The sequence below is a fragment of the Enterobacter sp. T2 genome, from assembly GCF_010692925.1.
Taxonomy (GTDB): domain Bacteria; phylum Pseudomonadota; class Gammaproteobacteria; order Enterobacterales; family Enterobacteriaceae; genus Enterobacter; species Enterobacter kobei.
Window position 1 is genome coordinate 3273512 of record NZ_CP048736.1, and the last position, 19411, is coordinate 3292922.

The 19411-nt window shown below is 54.0% G+C and carries 15 protein-coding genes, 1 tRNA gene and 1 pseudogene; 8 read left to right on the forward strand and 9 right to left on the reverse strand.

The window, feature by feature from the left end; all coding sequences use genetic code 11:
* Positions 1-25: 25 nt before the first annotated feature.
* Entirely contained in the window at positions 26-310 is a 285-nt protein-coding gene (rplY, locus tag G0034_RS15810; RefSeq protein ID WP_063434011.1) for a 50S ribosomal protein L25, read from the forward strand.
* A gap of 51 nt (positions 311-361) precedes the next feature.
* Here rplY and yejK read toward each other — a convergent pair whose 3' ends face one another.
* Positions 362-1369: a nucleoid-associated protein YejK gene (yejK, locus tag G0034_RS15815; protein WP_014884595.1), complete on the reverse strand. Its 1008-nt coding sequence runs from the start codon at positions 1367-1369 to the stop codon at positions 362-364.
* 134 nt (positions 1370-1503) lie between these two features.
* Between yejK and G0034_RS15820 the strand changes: the two genes are divergently transcribed.
* From G0034_RS15820 to G0034_RS15830, 3 genes are all read left to right on the forward strand, one after another.
* Positions 1504-1731, forward strand: a complete 228-nt coding sequence (locus G0034_RS15820; RefSeq protein WP_014884596.1) for a YejL family protein — start codon at positions 1504-1506, stop codon at positions 1729-1731.
* A gap of 19 nt (positions 1732-1750) precedes the next feature.
* A complete protein-coding gene (gene yejM / locus G0034_RS15825) occupies positions 1751-3511 on the forward strand; it encodes an LPS biosynthesis-modulating metalloenzyme YejM (RefSeq protein WP_047027542.1) in 1761 nt (586 codons plus the stop codon).
* Positions 3512-3582: 71 nt separating this feature from the next.
* Positions 3583-3659, forward strand: a tRNA-Pro gene (locus tag G0034_RS15830).
* Between the two features lie 92 nt (positions 3660-3751).
* On the opposite strand, the gene G0034_RS15835 is transcribed toward G0034_RS15830, so the two are convergent.
* Positions 3752-4012 carry a DUF2534 family protein gene (locus tag G0034_RS15835; protein WP_008500962.1) on the reverse strand — a complete coding sequence of 87 codons (261 nt, stop codon included), beginning with the start codon at positions 4010-4012 and terminating at the stop codon, positions 3752-3754.
* Between the two features lie 208 nt (positions 4013-4220).
* On the opposite strand from G0034_RS15835, the gene eco reads away from it, so the two are divergent.
* Positions 4221-4721, forward strand: a complete 501-nt coding sequence (eco, locus tag G0034_RS15840; RefSeq protein WP_045134317.1) for a serine protease inhibitor ecotin — start codon at positions 4221-4223, stop codon at positions 4719-4721.
* Between the two features lie 80 nt (positions 4722-4801).
* Here the strand turns inward: eco and mqo are convergent, their stop codons facing one another.
* A complete protein-coding gene (mqo, locus tag G0034_RS15845) occupies positions 4802-6451 on the reverse strand; it encodes a malate dehydrogenase (quinone) (protein ID WP_014884599.1) in 1650 nt (549 codons plus the stop codon).
* 187 nt (positions 6452-6638) lie between these two features.
* Here mqo and G0034_RS15850 point away from each other — a divergent pair, with 187 nt between their 5' ends.
* Positions 6639-7928 (forward strand): SulP family inorganic anion transporter, encoded by a 1290-nt coding sequence (locus G0034_RS15850; protein WP_179121336.1) that lies wholly within the window; start codon positions 6639-6641, stop codon positions 7926-7928.
* Here G0034_RS15850 and mgtE read toward each other — a convergent pair.
* From mgtE to G0034_RS15880, 6 genes and pseudogenes are all read right to left on the reverse strand, one after another.
* Positions 7891-9326: pseudogene (gene mgtE / locus G0034_RS15855) on the reverse strand (magnesium transporter). The gene G0034_RS15850 and the pseudogene mgtE sit on opposite strands and share 38 nt — an antisense overlap.
* Positions 9327-9474: 148 nt before the next feature.
* Entirely contained in the window at positions 9475-11118 is a 1644-nt protein-coding gene (locus G0034_RS15860) for a multidrug ABC transporter permease/ATP-binding protein (protein WP_179121080.1), read from the reverse strand.
* Between the two features lie 69 nt (positions 11119-11187).
* Positions 11188-11844, reverse strand: coding sequence for a DNA oxidative demethylase AlkB (gene alkB, locus G0034_RS15865; RefSeq protein WP_023330945.1), 657 nt, complete (start codon positions 11842-11844; stop codon positions 11188-11190).
* The gene (ada, locus tag G0034_RS15870; protein WP_023330946.1) at positions 11844-12902 is read right to left on the reverse strand and encodes a bifunctional DNA-binding transcriptional regulator/O6-methylguanine-DNA methyltransferase Ada; all 1059 of its coding nucleotides are present in this window, start codon (positions 12900-12902) and stop codon (positions 11844-11846) included. The genes alkB and ada overlap by 1 nt, the downstream gene beginning before the upstream one ends.
* 72 nt (positions 12903-12974) lie before the next feature.
* Entirely contained in the window at positions 12975-14030 is a 1056-nt protein-coding gene (apbE, locus tag G0034_RS15875; RefSeq protein WP_032635998.1) for an FAD:protein FMN transferase ApbE, read from the reverse strand.
* A 115-nt stretch (positions 14031-14145) separates the two neighbouring features.
* Positions 14146-15261: a porin OmpC gene (locus G0034_RS15880; RefSeq protein ID WP_014884606.1), complete on the reverse strand. Its 1116-nt coding sequence runs from the start codon at positions 15259-15261 to the stop codon at positions 14146-14148.
* Positions 15262-16004: 743 nt separating this feature from the next.
* Between G0034_RS15880 and rcsD the strand changes: the two genes are divergently transcribed.
* Both rcsD and rcsB read left to right on the forward strand, forming a co-directional pair.
* The gene (gene rcsD, locus G0034_RS15885; protein ID WP_014884607.1) at positions 16005-18677 is read left to right on the forward strand and encodes a phosphotransferase RcsD; all 2673 of its coding nucleotides are present in this window, start codon (positions 16005-16007) and stop codon (positions 18675-18677) included.
* 16 nt (positions 18678-18693) lie between these two features.
* Positions 18694-19344 (forward strand): response regulator transcription factor RcsB, encoded by a 651-nt coding sequence (rcsB, locus tag G0034_RS15890; RefSeq protein ID WP_003859405.1) that lies wholly within the window; start codon positions 18694-18696, stop codon positions 19342-19344.
* Positions 19345-19411: the final 67 nt, after the last annotated feature.

Here is a 19411-nt window from a genome sequence, read left to right on the forward strand (position 1 = left end):
GGGTTTTAAATACAGAGAGAAATCAATGTTCACTATCGAAGCAGAAGTACGTAACGTGCAGGGTAAGGGTGCGAGCCGCCGCCTGCGTAACGCTAACAAGTTCCCGGCTATCGTTTACGGTGGCGAAGCTGCTCCAGTTGCAATCGAACTGGATCACGACAAAGTATGGAACCTGCAGACCAAAGCTGAATTCTACAGCGAAGTTCTGACCATCGTTGTTGGCGGTAAAGAAGAAAAAGTGAAAGTTCAGGCTGTTCAGCGTCACGCGTTCAAGCCAAAACTGACTCACATCGACTTCGTTCGCGCGTAATCGCAAACCTGTCGAGAAAAACCCCGCTTCGGCGGGGTTTTTTTATGGCGATTATTTACCGCCTGAGGTGCGACGCTGAAGCTGATCGCGCAGGTTTGGAGGCGTGCCTTTGATGGTCAGCGTATCGGTGGCAGGATCCCAGAAGATACGTTCCCCCAGCAGCATGGCATCGAAGTTGATGGTTAACCCACCGCCGCTCCCGGCAAATTTGGTTAACTGACGCAGCGTACTGCGATCCGCCGGGAAGCTTTCTTCAAGCTCATAGCCTTTCTCTGCGGTGAACGCCTGGAAGCTGACTTCACTAACGCCCGCCAGCTCTTTTGACAGCGACTCCAGCTCAATCTCTTCCCCCGCCTGCAGCTGTTCGTTGCAGTAGCTGTAAACCTGCTGACGCACGTTCTGGCGTTCAGATTTATCGAGCTGCGCCTCAGCCGTAAAGTCATCTACCGCCTGCAACAGCCCTTTGTTCTGCGCTTTGGCGTTAAGTCCTTCGCTGGCGCCGAGGAAATCCATAAAGAAATCGGCCACTTTACGGCCCACACGCCCTTTCAGGAAGGTCAGGTAGCGGGTCGATTCCGGGTTGGTTTCCCACTCGGTCAAATCAATCCGCGCCACAATATCCGCATGGTTGATATCCAGATAATGCGTCGAGCTGATATCCAGTTGCTCATTCACGCGCATGCTGCTCAAGTTATTCAGCACGGTAACCAGCAGATACTCTACCGCCAGGTAGCGATAGTGGCAGAACAGGACGATGCCGCCGTCGGCGAACGGATATTTTGCCAGCTCGTCGCGCAGACGCCCGGTGGCCGCGCGGCTAAACGCCAGGAAATCCTCTTCCCCCTGACGCTGCAGGCGCAGGCTATCAGCCAGTTCACTCTCTTCGCTGAACAGACCATAGGCTTTATTTTTGGCGCTGTAGACGCGATGCAACTCAGCCATCATTTCCACAACGGTCGCCGTGGGTTCCAGTAACGAATCGCGTAGCACCACTTCAAGGGTTTGCTCATCACGCTTGATAAGCTGGTGCAAGGCAATCTGGTTGATTTCCAGACTCATGATAAACTCTCCTTTTAGACCGGGCGGTATTCAACCACCACCAGGACATGTGTGCAACAACAGATAAAAAAGGGGAAAAAAAGCTGTTGCTACGGTAATATGTTGCCCTTTCATCAACAAACTGATTTTGATTTATGCCACAACATTCCCGCTACAGTGATGAACACGTTGAACAACTGCTCAGTGAGCTGGTCAACGTACTGGAAAAACATAAAACGCCGACCGATCTCTCCCTGATGGTTTTGGGAAATATGGTCACCAACCTTATCAACACCAGCGTTGCTCCGGCTCAGCGTCAGGCGATCGCAAAATCTTTCGCCCAGGCGTTACAGTCATCCGTCAGCAACGACCAGGCCCATTAAGGGAAACGAACAACAGTTTATGGTGACGAATCGTCAGCGCTACCGTGAAAAAGTCTCCCAGATGGTCAGCTGGGGACACTGGTTTGCCCTGTTTAACATTCTGTTAGCGGCGGTGATTGGCTGTCGTTATCTGTTTGTCGCAGACTGGCCAACCACGCTAACCGGGCGTATCTACTCCTGGATAAGCGTTGTCGGTCACTTTAGCTTTTTGGTATTCGCCACCTATCTGCTGATCCTGTTTCCTCTGACGTTTATCGTCATGTCGCAGCGTCTGATGCGGTTCTTATCCGCGATCCTTGCCACAGCAGGGATGACGCTGCTGCTTATCGACAGTGAAGTGTTCACCCGTTTCCACCTGCATCTTAACCCTATCGTCTGGGAACTGGTGATCAACCCTGACCAGAACGAAACGGCCCGTGACTGGCAGCTGATGTTTATCAGCGTCCCGGTGATCCTGCTGATTGAGATGTTGTTCGCCACCTGGAGCTGGCAAAAGCTCCGCAGCCTGACCCGACGCCGCCACTACGCGAAGCCCGTCGCCGCACTCTTTTTCATCTCATTTATCAGTTCGCACATCATGTACATCTGGGCGGATGCGAACTTCTATCGCCCTATTACGATGCAGCGTGCCAACCTGCCGCTCTCGTACCCAATGACGGCCCGTCGCTTCCTTGAGAAACACGGCCTGTTAGATGCCCAGGAGTATCAGCGTCGTCTGGTCGAACAGGGTAATCCGGAAGCGGTCAGCGTTCAGTATCCGCTGAGTGAACTGCGCTATCGCGATATGGGCCGCGGACAAAACGTCCTGCTGATTACCGTCGATGGTCTGAACTATTCCCGTTACGAGAAGCAGATGCCTGCGCTGGCCGATTTCGCGAGTCAAAACGTCTCGTTCACCCAGCATATGAGTTCCGGGAACACTACCGATGCGGGCATCTTTGGCCTGTTCTATGGCATTTCTGCCGGATACATGGATGGCGTTCTGGCTGCACGCATTCCTGCGGCGCTAATTACCGGACTGAATCAGCAAGGCTATCAGTTAGGGTTGTTCTCATCCGATGGCTTTAACAGCCCACTCTACCGCCAGGCGCTGTTGTCTGATTTCTCGCTGCCTGCTGCGCAGAGCCAGTCTGATACCCAGACCGCAAACCAGTGGATAAACTGGCTGCAGCGCTACGCCCAGGAAGATAACCGCTGGTTCTCGTGGGTGGCCTTTAACGGCACCACGCTTGACGACAGCAACCAGACTGGCTTTGCCCGCCGATACAGCCGTGCGGCCAGCAATGTTGACGCGCAGATCGGCCGCGTTCTTGACGCGCTACGCGAATCAGGCAAGCTCGATAACACTGTCGTGATTGTGACCGCAGGCCATGGTGTACCGCTCGGCGACGAAACGAAGAGCATGAGCTGGTCACGCCCGAACCTGCATGTACCGCTGGTGATCCACTGGCCGGGAACGCCTGCGCAGCGCATCAATATGCTCACTGAACATAAAGATGTTATGACGACCCTGATGCAACGCCTGCTGCACGTCAGTACGCCAGCAAACGAGTATTCTCAGGGGCAGGATCTCTTCAGCGCCGCGCGCCGCCATAATTGGGTGACATCAGCAGACGGTAACACGCTGGCGGTGACCACACCGACGCTGACGCTGGTGCTGAACAGTAACGGAAATTACCAGACGTATAATCTGCAGGGTGTACGGTTGAAGGACCAGAAACCGCAGCTGAGCCTGTTGCTGCAGGTCCTGACGGATGAGAAGCGCTTTATCGCTAACTGATTAATTATAAACCAGTTAGCGACAGATTCTCTTGCATTCGAAACGGAATCGAGTAGTATCTTTTTATGCGTCGGCACGTAGCGCAGCCTGGTAGCGCACCGTCATGGGGTGTCGGGGGTCGGAGGTTCAAATCCTCTCGTGCCGACCAAAAATACATTGAAAACCAGCCTCTTATGGCTGGTTTTTTTTATGCATAAAAAAGCCACCCCGCAGGATGGCTTCCTTATCGCACGTCGGCGCTTAGTGCTTCTCACGTCCACCCAGGAAGAAAATACCCAGCGGGATGGCAAGCAGAACGGTGAAGACAAGGCTGTAAACGAAGATCATCGCCGATTGCAGAACATACATGCTGGTGGTCCAGGCGGAGAGAGGAATGTTGTACTGTTCGATAACGCCAACAATGGTTGCCCGCCCCACGCACGCGGCCGCAATCATAAACACAACCAGTAGCGCCAGGAGGAACTTGCGGCCTTCAGGTGTTTTCAGTTTTGCACGAACCATCTCTCTTCCCTTTACAGATGAATAACATTATGTGGCGTTCAAAATAACACGATCTGCCGCCAGATACCATTTCAGCACAAAAAACTGGATTTATAGTGCAAGTCAGGTTCATTACACCACTTATATTGAAAATGTAAGTAAATGACGCTAATCATTCATAAGTGTTATGCTAATCTGATTCGGCTCGTTTTGACATAAAGGAATGACAATGAAAAACGCACCTAAATTTGCCATCGCCCTGATTGCCGCGTGCATCAGCACCGGCGCTTTCGCCAGCGAAACCCAAAAAGAGCAGCCGCTGGAAAAAGTTGCCCCCTATCCGAAAGCGGACAAAGGGATGAAACGTCAGGTGATTCAGCTACCGGTTCTGCAGGACGAAGCGAACTACAAAGTGGAGCTGTTGATTGGTAAAACGCTGGAAGTGGATTGTAACCAGCACCGACTGGGCGGCCAGCTGGAGAGCAAAACGCTGGAAGGTTGGGGCTACGATTACTACGTCTTCGACAAAGTGACCTCCCCCGTCTCCACCATGATGGCGTGCCCGGACGGCAAGAAAGAGAAGAAATTTGTAACGGCATATCTGGGTGATAACAGTCTGCTGCGCTATAACAGCAAGTTGCCTGTCGTGGTGTATACGCCTGAAAACGTAGAAGTGAAATACCGCGTATGGAAAGCGGATGAGAATGTCGGACAAGCGGTAGTACGTTGAAATTAAGTCGGGTGGCGGCTTCGCCTTACCCGACCTACAACACTAAAAACGGTAACGAATGTTACCGTTTTGCTTTTACCTTACAGGGCGATATCCGCAACCGGTTTGTTTTCAGCCTGAGGCTTCAGTTCCGCCTTTGGCGCAGCATCCGCTGCCTGCGGCTTCACATATTGCAACTGCAATACGCGGCTGGTGTATTCCAGCTCCTGCTCCGTCGCGTCGACATTCCCGTTCAGCTTCGTACCGTAGGATGGAATAATCGTTTTCAGCTTCGCCTGCCATTCCGGGCTGGCAACTTTATCTTTAAACACTTTTTCCATCAGGTGCAGCATGATTGGCGCAGCAGTAGATGCACCCGGTGACGCGCCCAGCAGCGCGGCAATCGTGCCATCCTTATCGCTCACCACTTCCGTACCCAGACGCAGCACGCCGCCCTCTTTCGGGTCACGCTTGATGATCTGAACGCGCTGTCCCGCCTGCCACAGACGCCAGTCTTCTTTCTTCGCCTGCGGATAGTACTCTTTCAGCGCCTCGAAGCGTTCCTCGTCAGAGAGCATCACCTGGCTGATGAGATATTTCACCAGATCGAAGTTATCCAGACCCACGTCCATCATCGGCTTGACGTTAGAGGTGGTCGTGGCGCTGAGCAGATCCCACAGGGAGCCATTTTTCAGGAACTTGGTGGAGAAAGTCGCGAACGGTCCGAACAGCACCACGCGCTTACCGTCAAGCATACGGGTGTCGATGTGCGGAACAGACATCGGCGGTGCACCGACGGAAGCCTGACCGTACACTTTTGCCAGATGACGATTCACCACTTCCGGATTCTCGGATACCAGGAACTGACCGCCAACCGGGAAGCCCGCATAGTCGTCAGCTTCAGGAATACCGGACTCCTGCAGCAGTTTCAGCGCCGCCCCACCGGCACCAATAAAGACAAACTTCGCCTTGATGACGTGCTCGGCTTCGTTGTTTTTCAGATCGGCAACGGTCACGCTCCAGCTGTTATCCGCGTTGCGCTTAAAACCACGCACTTCGGTGCTGAGCTGCAGGTTGAAGTTCTCTTTCTTCTTCAGAGACGTCACCAGCTGACGGGTAATTTCGCCATAGTTAACGTCGGTACCAATTTCGGTCCGGGTCGCGGCCACTTTCTGATTCGGGTCACGACCTTCCATCACCAGCGGCGCCCACTCTTTGATCTGAGCGTGGTCTTCAGAGTATTTCATCCCACGGAAGAGCGTGCTCTGCTGCAGCGCAGCGTAACGCGCGCGCAGGAAGTTGACGTTCTGCTCGCCCCACACAAAGCTCATGTGCGGTACGGTGTTAATGAAGGAGTGCGGGTCATGCATCACGCCGCTGTTGACCTGGTGAGACCAGAACTGGCGTGAGATCTGAAACGCTTCGTTGATCTCTACCGCCTTCTCGATACTAATGGAACCGTCCTTTTTCTGCGGCGTATAGTTCAGTTCCATGAGTGCCGAATGTCCGGTACCGGCGTTGTTCCAACCGTTCGAACTTTCCTGCGCCACGCCATCAAGGCGCTCGACCATGGTCATGGACCAGTCCGGCTGAAGTTCTTGCAGATAGGTTCCCAGCGTGGCGCTCATGATACCGCCACCAATTAAAAGGACGTCCGTTTCCTGCTCTTTAGGGGTGTCAGCTTTCGCCGCCATAGAGACGGTGTTAAGCCCCACGGCCAGAGAAAAGAGCATGGCAGTCATTTTTTTCATAATTTATGCCTTAGTGTAAAAGTGCTTGATGCGTGGAAATTGCAGGTGAAAAAAGCTGCGGAGGCACGGTAACAACTTTTAAATATTGTTTAAAGGTTACGAAATTATTGTAATTGTGAAATTTAATGGTGGGTTGTTTGTAAGGAATTATCGATGTGGCTGGTAAATCGTGGGTTTACTGGCTAGTATGTGGCGTTTTGTGATCGCGCGCACGGAAGCCTGCCCTAATCTGCGAAGAGTTATGTCCTTACCCCATTCTGCTGTACCCGGCGAAGACCGCGTCACCACGGTCCTTAGCTCGCCAAAACTTCTGATGCGTGAAACGCTGGCGGGCGTCATTACCGCCCTGGCCCTGGTCCCTGAAGTGATCTCATTTTCGGTGGTTGCAGGCGTTGATCCCAAAGTCAGCCTGATCGCCTCCGTGGTGTTGTGTTTTGCTTTGTCTGTGCTGGGCGGTCGTCCGGCGATGGTCACGGCGGCAGCCGGTTCCGTGGCGCTGGTTATTGGCCCGATGGTGCACCAGCACGGCGTGCAGTACATTCTTCCGGCGGTTCTCATGGCGGGGGTGATCCAAATACTGTTTGGCGCACTGGGCATGGCAAGGCTGATGCGCTTTATCCCTCAGTCGGTGATGACCGGGTTTGTTAACGCCCTCGGCATCTTAATTTTCTTTGCTCAGGTTCCGCACTTCTGGAGCCGAAGCCCGTTAATCGTCGGCCTGTTCGTGCTCACGCTGCTTATCGTGCTGTGGGTGCCGCGCTATATCAAAAGCATCCCTTCCCCGCTGATTGCGATAGTGGTGCTCACGTTGTTTACCGTTACCAGCGGGCAAATTCTGCCGACGGTGGGTGATGAAGGCTCGATGAGCGGCGGGTTACCGGGACTGACGGAACTGCTGGTCCCCATGAACATAGAAACGTTAAGCATTATCTGGCCGTGCGCGTTAAGCATTGCATTCGTCGGGCTGCTGGAGTCACTGCTGACGGCGAAGCTGGTGGATGAACTGACCGTCACCCCGTCCAGTAAACGCCGTGAAAGCATCGGGTTGGGCGTGGGCAATATCCTGGCCGGGCTCTATGGCGGGATCGCAGGCTGCGCGATGATTGGACAAACCATCGTCAACGTGGAGATGGGGAAAGGCCGAAGCCGTATTTCAACGTTAGCGGCTGGCATCGTTTTACTGGTGCTGGTGACGGCGCTGAGCGACGTGATGGCTAAAATTCCGATGGCGGTGCTGGCAGGCATTATGGCGATAGTCGCCATCAAAACCTTCAGCTGGCACAGCATTCAGCCCGCAACGGTAAAAAATGCACCGGTTGCGGAAACCGTCGTGATGCTGGTGACGGTCGCCGCAACGGTATCAACCGGTAACCTGGCGATTGGCGTGCTGGGGGGGATTATCGTCATGGCACTGCTTCCCGCCCGCATTAAACGTCGTCTTAAAGCAGAAAAAGCGTTGCAAGCCCAAGAAAAATAAAGAAACCACCGGTATCGGTGATGGCAGTGATCATCACGCTCGACCCCACCGCGGGGTCGCGCCCCAGTTTGGTCATGGTCAGTGGAATAATGACCCCCATCATCGATGCCACCAGTAAATTCAGCACCATCGCCAGCATCATCACCCCGCCTAAGGCCATATCGTCATACAGCCACCAGGTGATGCCCCCCATAATGCCGCCCCACACCAGGCCGTTGATCAGCGCCACCCCCATCTCCCTGAAGATCAGAAAGGCGAAATTGCCGGGCTGAATATTTTCCAGCGCCAGCGCGCGGACGATCATCGTGATGGTCTGGTTTCCGGTGTTGCCGCCAATCCCGGCCACAATCGGCATCAATGACGCCAGGGCCACCAGCTGTGAAATGGTGTGTTCAAAGCCATCGATTACGCGGGAGGCGATAAAGGCGGTACACAAATTAATGGCAAGCCACGCCCAGCGCGTTTTCACCGCCTTACCGACGGAGGCGTGGACGTCATCTTCGGCGCTGATCCCCCGAGCGCGCGCAGGTCGTTATCGGTCTCTTCGTAGACCACGTCAACGATCTCATCAACCGTCAGACGGCCCATCAGCTTGCCGACGGAATCCACGACGGCCGCACTCACGAGGTCGTCACGTTCGAAGGTACGTGCCGCTTTTTCAGCATCGTCTTCCGGAGAGAAGACCATCGGCTCGTTTTCCATCACCTCACTGACTCGCCGCTGGGTGCTGTTAAGCAGGATCGTTTTCAGCTCCAGCTCGCCCAGCAGGGTTTTATCCCGCGAGGTGACGAACAGTTTATCGGTGTTATCCGGCATCTTGCCCATGCGACGCAGGTAGCGCTGCACGGTACCGAGCGTGACGTCCGGACGCACAGTGATAACGCCAAACTCCATGATCGCGCCGACGCTATTTTTCTCGTAGTGCATCACCTGACGGACACGCGCGCGCTCATCGGCAGGCAGGGAGGCCAGCAGGCGACCGGTCAGGTTACGCGGCAGGTGTTGTACAAGGTAAATCTGTTCGTCGATATCCAGCGTTTGCAGCGCATCGAGGATGTCCCGGTCGCTCATCTCGTCGATCAGGTCATCCCAGACGTTTTCCGAAGCTTCAAGCAGTACCTGCCCGCGCTCGTGATCCTGCACCAGACGCCACAGGGCATGACGCTCTTCGGAGGGAAGTGCTTCGAGCGTATCCGCCAGATCCGGCGGGGGTAAATGAGCAACCAGCGCACCTACCTCAGCAATATCGTCGGCTAAAGTGCCGACATCATATTGCTCAGCCAGGGTCAGTTTGCCTAATAACGTAGAAGTGACCGCTTTATCGGTCGTGAGAAGCCAGATGAGTCGCGCACGCTCCTGATCGCGCTGCCTGGCGCTGTTTTTCTTTAATACCGACATCAATCATAAATCCATTAAATGAGTTGGCGTTAAGCATAGCGCGAGGATATGTAAATAAGAATAAACAACGGGACGGGATGAAGAAAAAAACGGCATTACGGCCACGATCTATCCCCTCTCCCTGTGGGAGAGGGTTAGGGTGAGGGCATCAGGCCGTGCGCGCCACCGCATCACGCGAGGCCGCCTCACGCTCGTCACCGGTCAACTCGCTCAGCTTGCCATCGCGCATCTCCAGCAGACGGTCAGCGTGAATGAAGTAGTGATCGTCGTGGCTAATGGCGAAAATGGTTTTGCCCATCTCCTGCATCAGCGGCAGCAGCACCTGATAGAACTCACGGCGGAAGTGGGGATCCTGATCCGCCGCCCATTCGTCCAGCAGAACGATGTCGCGCTCTTCCGCCAGCGCCAGCAGCAGCGCCACGCGCTTCTTCTGCCCTTTAGAGAGCTTCAGGTTAAGAATTTTACCGTCCTGCAGCTCCAGCTTGTGCGACATCTGCAGCTGTGCCAGCCATTTTTCCACCAGCACAGGATTGGCCTGCTGCCCTTCAGGGCCGAGCAGCCGATCGAACAGCCAGACGTCGGTAAATACCGCAGAAAAGAGCTTGCGGTAGTCCTCAGGTTTCCCGGCACTCAGCGCCTTACCGTCCAGCAAAATCTCGCCCGACTGCGGCTGGTAGAGTCCGGTGAGCAACATCGCCAGCGTGGATTTACCGCTGCCGTTACCGCCGATGAGGAACAGCAGTTCACCGCGGTGAATCGTCAGGTTGACCGGCCCCACGGAGAAGGCGTTGTCCTGATAGCGGAACGTCACGTCGCGCAGCTCCAGCGTATGCCAGTCCGGGAAGGCTTGCGGGCGCGGGAATTCCGCCTTAAATGGCGCGAGGTCGAATTTTTTGAGCTTGTTAAACGCCACCTGCGCACTCAGCAAGGTGGGCAATGCGCCGACCGCCGAGAGCAGCGGCGTGCGTAAAAACAGCAGCGTCAGTGAGTAGGTTGCCGCCACGTTGGTGTCCGCCCAGCCCAGGCTGTTCGCCATCCAGAATACCAGGCCAATGGCACCCAGCATCATGATATTTGACCAGTTCACCGCGCTCAGGTGGAAAGTATCGGCGCGGATGATGTGATGCCGATATTCGCGCGCGTCCGGGATATAGAGGTGATTGAAGATATACTCGGCGCGCTCGCGGTTCAGGGTCAGCTCCTTGCGCCCTTCCAGCACCGTCTGGTAATCGTTATACAGTTTATCTTCCGTTTCGCGCAGCACCGCCATGTGTTTATAGACGCGTGACACCAGCACAAAGCCGCCCCAGATGGTAATGGCAATCCACAGAGCGGTCACCGCCAGCATTTTACTGGAGAGCCAGGCAAGATAAGCCGCCGAGCCAAAGGTCAGAATGATCCCCTGCACCAGCTCCGGCAGACGAACAAACGCGATGGTGATAGCCCGCACGTCACTGGTCAGCCCCGCCAGCAGGGAGGCGCTGCCAAGCTGCTCCACCCGTTCAACCTGAGTGTCCAGGATCCGCTTGATAAATTCGCTGCGCAAACGGAAAACGAAATGGTGGCCGAGGGCGGTTAGCGCCAGCTGAGAGCCAAGCGTAACCGCCATCAACAGCAGCAGCAGGCCGAGAAACTCTGGCAAAACAGAGAGTGAGGTATCGACCATTTCAATCAACCGCACGTTAATAAACGCGATCAGGCCAATACCCAATGCGGCGCTGGCAAGGCTTAACGCCATGACGGCAATGAAGGGCCAGCGATACTGACGCCAGACAAGGAGAAGTAGTTGCATGCAGGCAATCCGGACAATAAAAATCAGCCAGCAGTGTAAACTGCCCGGCGTGTACATCAAGAATAATTCTTATTTTTGTTTACTAAACCCTGCCTGGCGAAACGTCAGGTTAAAACGGTACTCGCCAGTGAGGGGATGCACCCCGGGTTTCAGAGGCTGAATGCCGTGATAATACAGCCGCGATTCCCTGCCCCACACCACCACGTCGCCATGCTCCAGCATAATGCGTTTGAGCGGATCGTTACGGCGTAATCCGCCAAACTGGAAGACGGCAGGAAGCCCTAACGATACCGAGACGATGGGCGCGCGGAGATCGGGTTCATCTTTATCCTGATGCAGGGAGAGTTTCGCGCCGACGGCGTAGCGGTTAATCAGGCAGGCATCCGGTCGGAAGTCAGGATAATCAGCGGCAACGGCAGCCTCGTGGCAGAGAGCCTGAAAAACCGCAGGCATCGGGGGCCACGGCTGGCCGGTCGCGGGATCGTTAGGCGCATACAGGTAGCCTCGTTCATTCGTCGCCCACCCTAATTCGCCGCAGTTCGCCATGGCCACCGACATCGTGTAACCGCCCGGCGTGACCATATGGCGAAACGGGGAAACCGCCGTCACCTCTTCTATACCCGCAAGCAGCGCCGCCGCACGGGAGAGCGCGAAGCGACGCAAAATAACCGCCCCCGGTGCCAGTGGTTCCTGCCAGGGTTCCGCATCCGCAAAAAGATCGAGCATTATCCCTCCTGGCGTTTCGCCTCACGTTTTAGCAATAGCGCTTTTCGCGCCGTCCCCCATCGGTAACCCGACAGTGCGCCATCGTTACGGACAACGCGGTGACAGGGGATCACAATCGCCAGCCTGTTTGCCGCACAGGCACCCGCGACGGCACGTACCGCGTTGGGTTGTCCAATCGCCTGCGCCACCTGCTGATAACTTGCCGTTTCACCGCAGGGAATTTCACGAAGGGCCTGCCAGACTCGCTGCTGGAACGCGGTTCCGCGTATATCCAGCGGCAGTTCAAGCGGCGCTGCGCGGTTATCAATACTGGCAATCACCTGGCGGATACGCTGCGCGAAGGCATCTTCCTGCGGCGCGGGCTCTGCTTTTGGAAACAGCGTCGCCAGCTCCCCGGCTAATTCGGCATCGTCATCACCGAGCAGTATTGCGCAAATCCCCCGCTCGCTTTCAGCGACCAGACAGCGTCCTAATGAGCAGTCATCGATGGCGTATTGCACCGCCACGTCGCCTTTGCGGTACTGCTTCGCCGTCATACCCAGCGCATCCGTGGCTTTACGATAATAGCTGCTGCTGTCGGGAAAGCCTGCGGCCAGCACGGCATCGGTAACGGTATCCCCCTGGGCAAGCGCCGTGCGCAGACGTTGACCGCGCGCCGCCTGCTGCCAGGCTTTTGGCGTCATTCCGGTGACGGACTTAAACAGCCGGTGGAAGTGAAAAGGACTCATGGCCACCTGCTGCGCCAGACCGTCCAGCGTTAACGCAGGATCCTGCTCCAGAAGGCGACAGGCGTGCTCCACTTTCGCCAGCTTCTGCTGCTGCGGATCGCGTTTATCCGGCATACAGCGCTTGCACGGGCGAAACCCTGCCTCAATGGCATGGTGAACATCAGGATAAAAGTGGACGTTTTTACGCAGGGCGTGACGTGCCCGGCATGACGGACGACAGACAATCCCCGTCGTTTGCACGGCAAAGACAAACTGATCGTCAGCACGCGGATCGCGAGCCAGTACAGCCTGCCAGCGATCCTCATCGGTCATATAGGTTGGATTTTTCATCATCAGCTCCTCTTACAAGCATACCTGTAGCGTGCCTGAGTGCCACTGATAAAAAACCCGCAACCTTGCTTTTTAATTTTTGTCGCTCACCAGGAAACTGTTGAACTGCGGCGAGCTCCAGGTTTTAAACTCGTCGCCCTCTTTGGTGATCATGTACACCGCCAGCCCTTCCTGACGAACCACCTCTTTCGCTTTTTCCGGGCCGAGGACCATTAAGCCGGTATCCCAGGCATCGGCTTCCAGCGCCGTCGGCGCAATCACCGTCACCGAGACCAGATTATGCGCGATCGGCCGCCCGGTCTGCGGATCAATAACATGCGAGATGCGCTTCCCGTCAAGCTCGTAATAGTTACGGTAACTCCCGGAGGTGCTGATGCCATGTCCGTTGATATCGACTATCGCCTGCACGGCATTTTGCCGATCGGTCGGTTTTTGAATCGCTACGCGCCACGGTTTATCGCTGGCGTTCATGCCCCGGCTGACTAACGCACCGCCCACGGAGACCAGATAGCGCGAAATGCCTTCCTGCGTCATCAGCGCGGCAAGGTGATCCGCCGCGTAGCCTTCCCCTACCGTCGACAGATCGACAAACAGATCGGGGATATCTTTTTGCAGGTACTGTTGGCCGTACTGATTGATCACCGTCAGATGCTGCAGCCCTGTCCGGGCACGGGCATCATCAATAGCCGCCTGATCGGGCGTCGCCACCGGCTGTTTATTCGGGCCAAATCCCCAGAGGTTCACCAGCGGCCCGACGGTCACGTCCATCGCACCGTTGGTTTTATATCCCACGCGAATGGACTCGGTGACGATATCAGCCATCGCTTCACTCACCGGCCACAGAGACGTACTGGTGGAGAGGTTAAAGCGCATCAGCGCCGAGTCATTTTTGTAGGTCGACAGCAGCTGATCGTCGGCGTCCAGCTGAGCCTGGATTTTGCCGCGAAGCTCTTCCGTGCGCGTTTTATCGAGGTTCATCACGCTGACGCGCCAGAAGGTGCCCATCGTTTTGCCTTCGAGCACCGTGGCAGCGGGTGCGTCGGTTTTCGCCACGGGGGCGGGATCGTTACATGCGGTCAGGAAAAAAAGCATAGCCAGAAAGCTGGCGCGTAAAAAAGTCATATCCATTCATTATTATCCTCATGCCAGGGCGGCAAGAGTACACCAAAACGGGTCAATTGTGAGATCCAAAAACACGCACAAAAAAGGGGCCATCAGGCCCCTGAGTCATACTACGACGCGATTAGAACTGGTAAACCAGACCCAGCGCGACGATATCATCAGTACCGATACCGGCCTGACGGGTGAACTCATTTTCATCAACCAGGTTGATTTTGTAATCCACGTAGGTAGACATGTTTTTGTTGAAGTAGTAAGTCGCACCCACATCAACATATTTCAGCAGATCCTGGTCGCCATACCCTTCGATGTCCTTACCTTTAGACTGCAGGTAAGCCACGGATGGACGCAGGCCGAAGTCGAACTGGTACTGAGCAACCACTTCGAAGTTCTGCGCTTTGTTAGCGAAACCGTAGATATCGCTGCTGCTCTGAGAGTTGCCGAAACGTGTTGCGTTATAAGTCTGAGAGTACTGCGCGGCCAGATAGATGTTGTTGGCATCGTATTTCAGGCCACCCGTATAGACTTCGGCATGATCGCCTTCGCCTTTCAAGGCTGGGTTAGCCGTGTTGTTCTGATCGGCGGTACGTTTGGAAGAAGACATTGCACCACCGATGCTGAAGCCTTCGCCCAGGTTATAGGTCAGGGACGCACCGTAACCGTCGCCGTTCTGTTTCAGGGTGCTACGACCGGTGTCGTTTTCACCGCTTACGCTACCGTTTTTACCCTGATACTGCAGAGCAAAGTTCAGGCCATCCACCAGACCAAAGAAGTCCTGGTTACGGTAGGTTGCCACGCCGTTAGCACGAGATTGCAGGAAGTTGTCTGCACCGTATGTATCACCACCAAATTCTGGCAGCACGTCAGTCCAGGATGTTACGTCGTAGATCACACCGTAGTTACGACCGTAATCGAAAGAACCCGCTTCAGCGAATTTCAGACCAGCAAACGCCACACGGGTCCAGGCCTGGTTGTCGCTTTCTGTTGTGTTGCCCTGGATCTGGTATTCCCACTGGCCGTAACCGGTCAGCTGATCGTTAACCTGAGTTTCACCTTTGAAGCCAAGACGCATGTAGGTCTGGTCACCGTCAGCACTCTTGTCGTCAGAGAAATAGTGCAGACCATCAACTTTGCCGTACAGATCTAATTTGTTGCCATCTTTGTTATAAATTTCAGCCGCATTTGCTGCGCCTGCTACCAGCAGTGCTGGTACCAGGAGGGACAGTACTTTAACTTTCATTTTATTAACCCTCTGTTATATGCCTTATAATTGCCACTGCTTACTGGCTAACCCTCATTAACCAGTCGGCAATTTCATTCTCCGCAAAATTACAGAATAATCCAATGCGAATATGATACGAAAACTTTGAAGATGTTTCATTCATCTATCAACATGTTTCAGAATGTTAATATCAAGGAACTTTTACAAAGCACAAATAGCTTAGAAAATTAGCATTTATTATCAAAATTAATATTATTCCATTAAATTTCAATGAGTTGGGATATAAATCGTTACAGCACTGAATGACAAAACAAGATCGCTCCTAATCTCTAAAATAGCTCTCGCTATCATCATTAACTTTATTTATTACCGTCATTCAGTTTTGAATGTCTGTTTATCCCTAATTGAGCCGAATGCATCGCATTCGGTTTTTTTTTACCCTTCTTTACGTAACTTTTCTTTTTATGTGCTACCAGCACGAAATTGTAACGACTATTAACTAATCCCGTTACGAGGGTCAACCAACGTGCAAAAATTCAGAAGAAACTTAATTTCTTGTTAATTCGTGCTATTTACTGGCGAGAAGTTTCTTTTATTTGTACACGCATCGTGAACTTGTACACTTTTAACGCACATCGCCTCTTCCTCAGTGTTCCCTGAAAAAGTCGCCTGTTCCAGGCCAGTGGCGCTGGAAATTCAGGTATTACCCTTTATACTGCCCTATCGCCACAGAGCACGACCATTACGGGTTAAAGATATCAATGAGTCAGACTGAAACTACCGCCCCGAGCAAATTCTCCCTTCTTCCCGGGAGCATCACCCGTTTCTTTCTTCTTTTGATCGTTGTGTTATTAGTCACCCTGGGCGTGATGGTGCAGAGCGCGGTAAACGCCTGGCTGAAGGACAAGAGCTACCAGGTGGTTGATATCACTCATGCCGTCCACAAGCGCATTGATACCTGGCGCTACGCCACCTGGCAGATTTACGACAATATTGCCGCAGCGCCTGCAAGCGCATCCGGGGATGGGCTTCAGGAGACCCGGCTTAAGCAGGATGTCTACTATCTCGAAAAACCGCAGCGTAAGACTGAGGCGCTTATCTTTGGCTCTCACGACAGCGCAACGCTTGAGATGACGCAGCGTATTTCAACCTATCTGGATACCCTCTGGGGTGCCGAGACGGTGCCGTGGTCGATGTACTATCTGAATGGTCAGGACAACAGCATGATCCTGATCTCGACGCTGCCATTGAAAGATCTCTCTTCTGGTTTTAAAGAGACGACCGTTGGCGGCATCGTCGATTCCCGCCGTGCAGAAATGCTGCAGCAGGCGAATGCTCTTGATGAGCGTGAAAGTTTCTCATCGCTGCGCCGCCTGGCCTGGCAAAATGGTCACTATTTTACCCTGCGTACCACGTTCAACCAGCCGGGACATCTGGCGACGGTCGTGGCGTTTGATTTGCCTATTAATGATTTGATCCCGCCGGATATGCCGCTCGACAGCTTCCGTATGGAGCCAGACAGCAGTACCCAGAACATGCGCGCGGCGTCGGACAAAGAGGCCGCAGAGAGCGTCACCATCTCCTTTAACGGCTCGAAAATTGAAATTGCCTCGTCACTGAACTCAACCGGCATGCGCCTGGTGTGGCAGGTACCGTTTGGCACCCTGCTGCTCGATACCCTGCAAAATATTTTGCTGCCGTTGCTGCTGAATATCGGCCTGCTGGCGCTGGCCCTGTTTGGCTACAGCACCTTCCGCTTCCAGCCGGGACGTCAGAGCGACGCCTCTGCGGTCACCGCGGGCAACACGAATGAACTTCGCGTGTTACGCGCGCTCAATGAAGAGATTGTTTCCGTGCTGCCGCTGGGCGTGTTAGTCCACGATCAGGAAGCGAACCGCACGGTGATGAGCAATAAAATTGCAGACCATCTGCTGCCGCATCTTAACCTGCAGAACATCACCACCATGGCGGATCAGCACCAGGGGGTTATTCAGGCCACCATCAATAATGAACTGTACGAGATCCGTCAGTTCCGCAGTCAGGTGGCCCCACGCACGCAAATCTTCATTATCCGCGACCAGGATCGCGAAGTGCTGGTGAATAAGAAACTCAAGCAGGCGCAAAGGCTGTATGAGAAGAACCAGCAGGGGCGCGCCGCCTTTATGCAGAATATTGGCGACGCCTTCAAACAGCCGTTAAAAACGCTGGCAACCCAGGCGGCGGCGTTAAACACCTCTGAAAGCCACCAGCTTGCCTGCCAGGCCGACTCGCTGGTTCGTATGGTGGATGAGATCCAGTTAGCGAACATGCTGGAGAATGATTTCTGGAAAGGTACGCCTTCCCTCTTCTCCATTCAGGATCTGATCGATGAAGTGGTTCCGGAAGTCCTGCCGGTGATCAAGCGTAAAGGTCTGCAGCTGCTGATCAACAACCATTTACCGGCGAATGACGAACGCCATGGCGATCGCGAAGCGCTACGTCGCATTCTGCTGATGATTATTCAGTATGCCGTGACCACCACGCAGATCGGCAAGATCACCCTCGAAGTGAGCACCGACGAGTCGGCAGAAGATCGCCTGACGTTCCGCATTCTGGACACCGGTGAAGGCGTCACGACGAGTGAAATTGATAATCTGCACTTCCCGTTCCTGAATGACACACAAAGCGATCATTACGGTAAGGCTAATGCCCTGACCTTCTGGCTGTGCGATCAGCTGGCGCGTAAGCTCGGCGGCCACCTGAATATCAAAGCACGTGAATCGCTCGGCACTCGCTACTCTCTGCACGTGAAAATGGCCGTCAATCCGCAGGAAGAAGATGAAGAGCGCCTGCTGGATGACGTGGTGGCGATGGTGGATGTGACCTCAAACGAGATCCGCAACATCGTGGTGCGTCAGTTAGAAAACTGGGGCGCGGCCTGCATCACGCCGGATGAACGACTGGCAAGTCAAGAATTTGATCTGTTTTTAACGGATAATCCGTCTAATCTTACTGCCTCGGGCTTGCTTTTAAGCGATGATGAGTCAGGCGTGCGGAAAATCGGCCCTGGCCAGCTGCGCGTCAACTTTAATATAAGCAATGCGATGCAGGAAGCTGTACTACAACTAATAGAAGAGCAGCTGGCGCAGGATGAGATAACGGAATCCCCGTTAGGCGGCAATGAAAACGCCGAGCTTCACGCCAGCGGATACTATTCACTCTTTGTTGATACAGTACCAGATGATGTTAAGCGGTTGTATACTGAGTCCGCTGCGAATGATTTTGCAGCGCTGGCGCAGACAGCACACCGGCTTAAAGGGGTGTTTGCCATGCTTAATCTGGTTCCCGGCAAGCAGTTATGTGAAACGCTGGAACATCTAATTCGTGAGAAAGATGCCTCTGGCATTGAAAAATACATCAGCGACATTGACGACTACGTCAAAAGCTTGCTGTAGCAAGGTAGCCTTATACATGAACAATATGAACGTAATTATTGCCGATGACCATCCGATTGTACTGTTCGGTATTCGCAAATCGCTTGAACAGATCGAGTGGGTGAATGTAGTCGGTGAATTTGAAGACTCTACAGCACTGATCAATAACCTCCCAAAGCTTGATGCGCACGTGCTCATTACCGATCTCTCCATGCCTGGAGATAAGTACGGTGATGGGATTACGCTCATCAAATATATCAAACGTCACTTCCCGGACATCTCGATCATTGTTCTGACCATGAACAACAACCCGGCGATCCTGAGCGCCGTGCTGGATCTGGACATCGAAGGGATTGTGCTGAAACAAGGCGCACCGACCGATCTGCCAAAAGCGCTCGCTGCGCTGCAGAAAGGCAAGAAGTTCACGCCTGAGAGCGTCTCTCGTCTGCTGGAAAAAATCAGCGCGGGTGGCTACGGTGACAAACGTCTGTCACCGAAAGAGAGCGAAGTTCTGCGTCTGTTCGCTGAAGGTTTCCTGGTGACCGAGATTGCCAAGAAGCTGAACCGCAGTATTAAAACCATCAGCAGCCAGAAGAAATCCGCAATGATGAAGCTGGGTGTGGACAACGATATTGCCTTGCTGAACTATCTCTCCTCCGTGACGCTGAGCGCAACGGACAAGGATTGATCACCGCAGTAAATGCCGGGTGGTGTTCGCGCAAGCGAAGCGCCGCCGGGCAAATAAAAAAGGCCCG